At 38.0% G+C, this 5939-nt stretch carries 3 protein-coding genes and 3 pseudogenes; 2 read left to right on the top strand and 4 right to left on the bottom strand.

Features of this window, described 5'->3' with window-relative positions:
- Positions 1–217: 217 nt before the first annotated feature.
- A pseudogene (locus ASL19_RS04425) lies at positions 218–1434 on the bottom strand (ISL3 family transposase).
- A 172-nt stretch (positions 1435–1606) separates the two neighbouring features.
- On the opposite strand from ASL19_RS04425, the pseudogene ASL19_RS18920 reads away from it, so the two are divergent.
- A pseudogene (locus tag ASL19_RS18920) lies at positions 1607–1819 on the top strand (transposase); the annotation flags it as partial.
- Positions 1820–2374: 555 nt separating this feature from the next.
- Here ASL19_RS18920 and ASL19_RS04420 read toward each other — a convergent pair.
- Both ASL19_RS04420 and ASL19_RS18500 read right to left on the bottom strand, forming a co-directional pair.
- Positions 2375–2674, bottom strand: coding sequence for a hypothetical protein (locus ASL19_RS04420; RefSeq protein ID WP_057177440.1), 300 nt, complete (start codon positions 2672–2674; stop codon positions 2375–2377).
- Between the two features lie 193 nt (positions 2675–2867).
- Positions 2868–4196 carry a trypsin-like peptidase domain-containing protein gene (locus ASL19_RS18500; RefSeq protein ID WP_255356431.1) on the bottom strand — a complete coding sequence of 443 codons (1329 nt, stop codon included), beginning with the start codon at positions 4194–4196 and terminating at the stop codon, positions 2868–2870.
- Between the two features lie 715 nt (positions 4197–4911).
- Between ASL19_RS18500 and ASL19_RS04410 the strand changes: the two genes are divergently transcribed.
- A complete protein-coding gene (locus ASL19_RS04410) occupies positions 4912–5517 on the top strand; it encodes a VWA domain-containing protein (protein WP_057177438.1) in 606 nt (201 codons plus the stop codon).
- Positions 5518–5864: 347 nt separating this feature from the next.
- Here ASL19_RS04410 and ASL19_RS16610 read toward each other — a convergent pair.
- Positions 5865–5939 (bottom strand): annotated as a pseudogene (locus ASL19_RS16610) (photosystem II protein D1); the annotation flags it as partial.

Here is a 5939-nt window from a genome sequence, read left to right as displayed (position 1 = left end):
GGGGGGGTACGGGGTTCATTTTTGCCCTCAGCTAGGGGGATTTAACCTAATTTTAGCAACTGTTTTTGGTTTCGTGTTGTTTTTTTTGACCGGGGAAATATCTGATAGTTTGGAACCCAACCCGCATTATATTTAGCAGAAGGATTTTATATTTTCTCCGGGTCAATCCCAAGGGAACGTAGATAAGCAGCTAGTTTTTCTGGTTCTTGCGCCTGTTTTATGGACAATTAATAGAAAAGTGGCAGTGTAATAAACTGCGTAGACGAAAATTGTTGAAGTTACGAAATCCATATCCCAGTCGTTTAATCAACTTGAGTTTATTATTAATACCTTCTACAATACCACTCGTAGTTCTGCCATCAAAATAACCGACTATTTCTCCAAACCATCTAATCATAGTCCCAATAGTTTTTGGGAAAAAAGACTTGGCATCGTGCATCCAATCTAATAAATCAATGATGCTGTCTCCCCAATTTGTGGAGCGTTCAAATATTTCTCTGAATTTTTCTTTCAAGCAGTGCATCTTGGCTAGAGTGGGAGAAACTGACTGGACTGATTTTAAACGTTCTTTTAGTTCTTCGTTGAGTGAGTCTTCATTTTTAATTAGGCTATATTTACCTTTATTTAATCCAGCTAATATTCTCTTTTTTTCTGATTCATTTGGTAAAGATGTTGCTGCTTTCTTCTCTGTTTTACGCATATTATCTAATTCATCATTTACCTGTTTCATTACATGAAATCTATCTGCTGTTATATTAGCATTGGGCATTAATTCTTCTACTAAACTTTTGTAAGGAGACCACATATCAATACTCACTTCTTGTATTTGCTCCAGGGACTCTAATCCCCACCCTATAAGGACTTCACGTATATCTTCTATCCTTCTTGTTTTCACTATTTCGATAGGTTTTCGAGTATCTAAATCTACCAACACTGCTAAATAGTTTCCTTGTCCTTTGACCAAGGCTATTTCATCTATCCCTAACCTTTTCACTCCTCTTAAATTTATCTTCTGTATTTGCGCTACTTGCCTTTTTAACATTGATTCTACTTCTTCATCACTGAGGTCGTTTCTTTTGGCGACACTATGAATGTTACTATTCAATACTTGTTCCACTATGTTAGTAGCTAATCTTTTTGTATATCCTTTACTTTTGTCCACAAAGTCTAGTTTTTCACTAAACACTTTTTTACACTTATGACATTTAAATTGACGACGATTTATTTTTAAAAACACTGGCTTTTCACTCCACGGTAAATCATGTATCATTCACCAGTGTTTTTGGTGTATACTATGGGTAATATGTCCACAATTAGGGCAGGTACAATGGTTGACTGCCTTCTCAATTGTAATGATTATTCCTGCGCCTTCTATTTCTTGGCAATCTAATACTTTTCTGGTAGATTGAGGATTTGCTCTATAGGAAATTTCATAACCACCCTTGTCAATTCTTGATTTGTATATCTCTAACTATATCACTTCCGGTATTTAGACATACATAAAAATCTGTAAACTTTTGTGTCTATTGTATTTCAGCTCTCGATTCTAAAAATTGTCAACTATTAATTTCTGTTAATTTACTTTCTCTCCATAAAATCTACGCAAGAGCCAATTTACAGAACTAGGGAGAATAGAAGTTGGTGTCAAGAAAGGGGGATTAGAATTAGTGGTTCCCCATTAGGAAGACCACCCAAAAATGTCACTCCTTCGATGAAGAAACAAGCAAGAGAAGACGAAGGGATTCGTAACCATATTGAGGGGAAATTTGGGCAAGGTAAACGGAGATTTAGCCTGGATAGAGTTATGTCTAAATTACCTACAGCGAATTTCAGGTAAATGAACCACGGTTTTTGTTTCGCGCAAAGGGAGAAGGTAATCAAAATCTGGTTTAAATAGATGAAAACTGCTGTAATACCTCCTTAACTTCCATTGCTGTGTGCTTTTTGGTCATGAACCTTTGCAGAATATTATCAAGGGGGTTTGGAGGATTTTTGTGTCAATTTTTGGGAATTACATCTTTTTTACCTTGTTTGATTAGTAAAGTTAATTACTTCGTAAATTTCGATGAGGAAAACTTATCTTTTTTTCTTGCATGACCACTGAGCCAATTTTCATTAGGTTTATTCTCAACTTTTTCAGCAACCCCTATTTAATAGCTTTTATATGATAAAGGTATTATTATCAGTAGAGCATGTTCCCGTAACTAGGCTATAGGTGAAGGTGTTTCCAGCATCCGGGTCAGTGGTAGAGAAGTTGCCCACCACTGTTCCACTTGCTTAGTTTTACACAATGTTAGTAGTTGATACGGTTAGATCTGTGGATCCTTCATTAATATTGGTAACACTAATAATCAGCTGCTTTTTAAAAGATAGTTCATCTAGGGATGGCCACATCCAAATCATCTGCAATTTTATCTAAACGGTTGTTTGCGTCTTTGGCTATCCGCATATAGCCCATACTAGCTACAAGTCCGACGGCTGTGGTTACAGCACCTTCTGATACTTTATTGGTGAGCAAGCACCCAGCACCTACAAGACTGATACCAAAAGATAAGGCAGTAGCAATTAGGGCAAAATCAAAACTGCGGCGGGCTTGACGTAATCTCTCTTTAACAATCAGTGCTAAGTAAGGGTTAAACTCAGGAACAGGTTGAATGTTATGCTGATTATTCATAATCAAGTGTTTTTGGTTAATTTGCTAGAGTGGTTGAAAAATAAGGGATAATAATCAACAAGTAGGGTGATATTAATGTTGAACTTAGACCGCATCCTGAATCAAGAGTGACTGCGCTGTCTGTCAGATCTGTTACTTAATTACCACCTTTGTAGCAGAAGTCAACTTTCTTAACCGCATAATTAATCCTTTTTTAAAATACCAGGTTGGAATTTAATTTGTTATCATGGCATATTGACAGGATGTTGGAATTTAATTTGTTATCATGGCATATTGACAGGATTCGGCAAATTCTATTTAAAGCATCTTGATAATCGTTCTGTTTACCCTGTTGCTGATACAGTCGTGCAGCGGTTTGGAAATCACTTATTGCACGCTTTTTATCTCCTAAATTACTGCGAGCATTTCCCCTGTTGTAGTAGGCTTTAGCATAATTATGATTAATCTGGATAGCTTGATTGTAATCATCTATCCCACCCTGTTTATCTCCTAAATCACTGCGGGCTACTCCCTTAGCAATGTAGGCATTAGCATAATTAGGGTCAATTTTAATAGCTTGATTGTAATCAACAATAGCACCCTGTTTATCTCCTAATTCATAGAGGGCTATTCCCCTAGCAATGTAGGACAGAGCATCATTTACATTTGGAACTATTTTTGGGGCTATTGCCACATTGCTATTAACCTTGTCAGTAGAATCACTACTTGGTGATGATGAGAAAGGTATAGTAGCTTCCCTGTCAGAGGGAACTAAAGGAGAAATAGCAACTTGGTCAGTTTTTCCTGGTGCAATAACAACCGGACTCTTTACATTGGGTAGCTGTAACCCAGCATCTGCTGTCACAGACAAAAATATGTTAATTGGTATACCAGCATTAAAACCTGTTTTTTGTATAAAAGAGGTTCCTGATTCTATCTGTGGATTGATTAGTTTTCTGATTATGGAAACATTTGGTTTTAACCCATTTCTCGTTTCTGATTGGTTTTTGTTATCGATTTCTACACCATCAGTATCTGCTAATCCATGAATTCCAATAACATTTCCACTGCTATCAAATACTGGCCCACCACTATTACCAATAAAAGTAGTAGCGTTGTAAACAAGTCCATATCCTTTGGGTGGATCTGGAATAAAACCTACTACCTTGCCATTAGTAACAGTAAAAATCCTATTTTTGCCTACCCTGCCAAAAATAGTGGGAAACCCTGCAACCAAAATATCTGACTGTATTTGCACGTCATCAAAATTCCTGATGGGTGCAACTTCATAGTCTTGTTGAGACTCAAATGTTACTATAGCTAGGTCTGGGTCATTAACAGTTTTTTGTAGACTCTGTCTGTGTTTAATTGCATGCTCACTACCATCGTAAGTTCTGATGGTGTAATTGAAATCAGTTCGGCAACGAATTTCTGTAGTACCTAAGTTTTCACAGACCACATGGTTAGCAGTCAGTACGGTGTAGATCCCTCCTTGCTTTTGGATAATTACACCAGATCCACCAGGGTTAGCATCAGTGTTGATTTGAACAGTTGCTTTTTTGGCTAGGTTCTGAATGCTATTTATGTTTTGTTATAAGGTCTGTGGAGATGTAAGCACAACTATGGACACGGTAGCACAGGTAATAGATATTGCTTTTATAAATGTTTTGTACATGGTTGTTATATGGAGTTAATTCAGTTTTCAGTTAAATACACCATGGAGGATGGTTTTTGGTAGGCGATTGCATTTCCCCTATTTTACACCTTTTTACCAAGCGATTGCGAAGCACTCCCTACGGGATCTCGCGAAGCATTTCAAACGGGCGATCGCATTGCACTCCCGACGGGAGATCCATGTTGTGTTGATTTACTTTCAGTACTGTTCCACAGGCAAAAAGTGTAATCTCCTACAGGGAATAAACTCCCTTATTCGAGAGAGGTAAGACTAGGTAAACTATGCAAGGGAGGGAAAAATATCCCCACTTCACAACCCCATTGTTCCCAACCTCCCAGTAATGGTAGTTGACCCTTTGGTGCGTAAAGTGACCATAAATCATCATAATAAGGACTTATAATACTATTATAAGATAGCTAATATCCGTTATGCCTCCATCCTGTTCTCTCACCGAAGGATATCCATGTACTACTGTGGTTTAAATTTATCCCGTTTTTCTAACCGAGAATTAGGATCCCCTCTCCTTGCGCAAAAATGCTAGATAACAGATAAAATAAGAGTAACCTAATATTTAGAGTGAAATATGTTAAACGATCGCGACTATACACTAATCATTGATAAAAGTGGGAGCATGTCAACTCGAGATCAACGGGGTGGAAAAACCAGATGGGAAATAGCCCAAGAATCTACCATAGCCTTAGCCAGAAAGTGTGAGGAATTTGACCCAGATGGTATTACTGTTTATGTATTTTCCGGTAGATTTAAACGATACGAAAATGTGACAGCAGCAAAGGTTGCCCAAATATTTCAAGAAAATGATCCTGTTGGTGCAACCAATTTAGCTGGAGTGCTTTTAGATGCTACTAATCAATATTTTCAACGTAAAGCATCTGGTCAAGCCAAACCGAATGGTGAAACTATTCTAGTGATTACTGATGGCGAACCGGATGATCGGAAAGCAGTTTTTGAAGTAGTTATTAAGGCCTCTCGCAAAATGGATAAAGATGAGGAATTAGCAATTTCTCTAATTCAAGTAGGTACAGATCCGCAAGCTACAAAGTTTCTCAAAACTCTCGATGACCAGTTACAAAGTGTAGGAGCTAAATTTGATATTTGCGATACTGTGACTTTAGATGAGTTAGAAGAAATGAGTTTAACAGAAGTTTTAATGAATGCGATTACTGACTAGGGTTAGTCTTCCCCATATAACCGATTGCGCAGCACTCCATACAGGAGCTCGCACTGTATAACATCCCTTGATAATTTCTTAGGGCTAGGTCTTTTTTCTAGGATCGCTTACCCATTTCCTCTCAAAGGAAAAATGGTGAACCTGTCCTTGAAGACAATGAGAATGACGGACGATTCTGAAGCACTTAGGGCGGGGCGATCGCAATGATATACACCGACAGTAGTTCGGTGAAATTTCCCTTGAGAATCTCCTGGGTTTACTCTTTCTTCTGCAGGCGATTGCGAAGCACTCCCCATAAAAAAAGCCCCCCACTAGGTGTGGAGCTTTTCATTTACCAGTATTTGTTATTAACCGTTGATTGCGGGAGCGGTTAATGCTACAGGTGCTACTTCACCAGCAGCTAGGTCTAAGGGGAAGTTGTG

It is taken from the genome of Cylindrospermopsis sp. CR12, assembly GCF_001432185.1.
Taxonomy (GTDB): Bacteria; Cyanobacteriota; Cyanobacteriia; order Cyanobacteriales; family Nostocaceae; genus Raphidiopsis; species Raphidiopsis raciborskii.
This window is presented reverse-complemented; position numbering and strand designations above follow the sequence as displayed.